2 protein-coding genes and 1 pseudogene (1 of these 3 cut by a window edge) are annotated in these 2,500 nt (G+C 39.2%); 1 reads left to right on the top strand and 2 read right to left on the bottom strand.

Translation table 11 applies throughout. The features are described from left to right. Positions 1–590 carry the 3' portion of an aldehyde dehydrogenase family protein gene (locus FHG67_RS16150; protein ID WP_004501096.1) on the top strand. The gene continues 895 nt to the left of window position 1, outside the view, so the window shows 590 of its 1,485 coding nt (coding positions 896–1,485); its start codon lies beyond the left edge, outside the window; the stop codon is at positions 588–590. A 458-nt stretch (positions 591–1,048) separates the two neighbouring features. Here FHG67_RS16150 and FHG67_RS16155 read toward each other — a convergent pair whose 3' ends face one another. Next, positions 1,049–1,531, bottom strand: a complete 483-nt coding sequence (locus FHG67_RS16155) for a Dps family protein (RefSeq protein ID WP_002615582.1) — start codon at positions 1,529–1,531, stop codon at positions 1,049–1,051. A 320-nt stretch (positions 1,532–1,851) separates the two neighbouring features. Continuing rightward, positions 1,852–2,157: pseudogene (locus tag FHG67_RS22450) on the bottom strand (transposase); the annotation flags it as partial. Positions 2,158–2,500 lie beyond the last annotated feature (343 nt).

Here is a 2,500-nt window from a genome sequence, read left to right on the forward strand (position 1 = left end):
GTAAAGACGGAAAAGCCATCAAGGAGAATCCGGACTTCTGTAGAATCGTAAACGATCGCAACTTCAATAGAGTTTCCGGCTATATACACGAAGCCGTAGAAAAAGGCGCTAAGATCGAAATGGGAGGCGAAACGGACGCTTCTCAAAATTACATCGAGCCTACTCTTCTCAGTAATGTACCAGAAAATTCGAATATTATGGAAGATGAAATCTTCGGACCGGTTCTTCCTATGATCCCTTATGCGAACCTGGACGAGGCGATTGAAAAAATCAACTCCAAGCCGAAACCGCTGGCTCTTTATATTTTCGGCAAAAAGGAACGCAGGATCAAAAAGATTCTGAAGGAGACTTCTTCCGGAGGAGTCGCGGTCAACGACGTGATTCTTCACCTCGTAAATCCGTATCTTCCTTTTGGAGGAGTCAATCATTCCGGCCACGGAAGTTACCACGGTTATTTCGGATTCAAGGCGTTCTCTCACGAACGTTCCGTTCTCCGTCAAGCCGCCTTGAGTTCAATCGGGCTGATGTATCCGCCTTATACGAATTTTGTGAAACGACTCGTTGCCATAACGAAGAAGTTCCTCGTTTGACATCGCAAAACGTATTAGATGTCAGTGGATAGTGTTTTAGGAATCAGGGTTTTGAATGTTCGCGGATAACATTAGCCCTTTTTACTCCTCATTTTGCTCGTAGAGCAATTTGATTTCTGTAAACCTAACGCTAAAACGCGGGAACTTTTAGGTTTTATTACAAACTTAGCGAATGATTGTAACTGATTTCTTTTAAGTTTTTACTAATCTCTACATAATAAAGTGTCCAAAATTCTACGTCTAAACGCTGGATTTATACTCAAACTAATGGTATTCTATTTTATAGAGATCAGTAGGACAGACTCTGAAGTCCTTTTATGATAAAGAATCGTAATTCTTTTTTCAGATACAAAGACCAACTCCATAAAGTATGGTCTTTTCGTAACCCCTTATTAATACGAACGAGCGCACCTTTAAAAGGAACACCCGTTCGTATTAAAAAACCGGGCCTTAAAATTTCAGGTGTTCTCGACGATCAGCAAACTACGAAGCATCCAGGCGGTTTTTTCATGAACCTCCAAACGTTGAGTGAGAAGATCCAGAGTCACTTCGTCCCCTCCTTCGTCTGCGGCAGGAAGAAGGGAGCGTGCCGTTCTAATTACGGTCTCGTGCCCGCTTACCAGATGGCGAATCATATCTTCCGCGTGAGGAACCCCTCCTTCCTCATGAATCGAAGTCAATTTGCCCAATTGATGGGACGAACTCGGAGCATAAAAACCCAAAGAACGGATTCTTTCAGCGATTAGATCGATGGAAAGCCAAAGTTCGTTGTATTGAGTTTGAAACATCAGATGCAGAGTATTAAATTGCGGACCGGTTACGTTCCAGTGATAACTATGCGTTTTAAAGTATAAAATGTAAGTATCGGCCAGAAGTTTCTGCAGTCCCACATTGATAGCTTCTCTATTTTTTTCGGATATTCCGATATCTATGTCTTTCATATTTAACCCCCGTTTTATAATAGACCGAAAACATAAAAGAACAAGAAAAAACTTACAGCTTATTCCAAAACCTCGCATCCATTTCGAAAAGGATTTACTCCGAATCGTTGCGCTATTAAAAATTCGAGTCCATCCGGAATAAAAAAATAGGTGAGCTAATTATATAATAGTAATAGAATTAATGCAAGAACTCCTACATTTAAGATGCCAGTATAATCGGCGATTATTTTGACCTTATCTGTCGGAGGTTGACGTTTTGTTAACCTTAACGTGAGTTCGGGCTAATTAGAGATTAAAAGTTGTAAATTGTCTTTTGATCTCTAATTCAAAGAAGGTTTTTTTGGAAAAAAAGAAAATGCAACTAAACCGCTTAATAAATTAACAGCCCACTCCTATGTCGAGTATGTTGAATCTGACAGATATTTTTGAGCTCATCATTTACGGACTCAATGTTGCTGCCTACGGGTCGAAACATATAATCGCTTTCGCATTTTGTTATACCGAACTCACGTTAATTTATTTTTCATATTCTTTTTAAGTTTTGTAATAAGCTGAATTCCTTTTTCATAAAGACTTTCAAACAAAGATTGACTGATATAACCTCTATCTCCAAAAAGTTTATCGTGAAAAAAACGTCGGCGGATATTTTCCGATACACAAGAAAATTACTTTGAAGCCGTCCGACCACCAGGTTCTCAGCTTCAACCCATTCGAATTTACCGATTATTGATCATCAATAACTTACTCGCGCGGGGATTTTTCCGAAAAAATAGAACCGATCTGTGTTTTCAAATGGTCATCTATAAAAGTTGAAGGACACCTAAGAACTTGTCCCAAAACCCCAAAATATAGAAACTTCTACGAAAATGGAACGCTCTTAGAACCACTTGAAACTGGCCAGATGCGGCGTAATTTGTAAGAACTCTTACAATGAATTCAAAATTTCTAAAGAACGATCCGACAAATTTT

The sequence above is a fragment of the Leptospira weilii genome (genome assembly GCF_006874765.1).
In the GTDB taxonomy this organism is placed as follows: domain Bacteria; phylum Spirochaetota; class Leptospiria; order Leptospirales; family Leptospiraceae; genus Leptospira; species Leptospira weilii.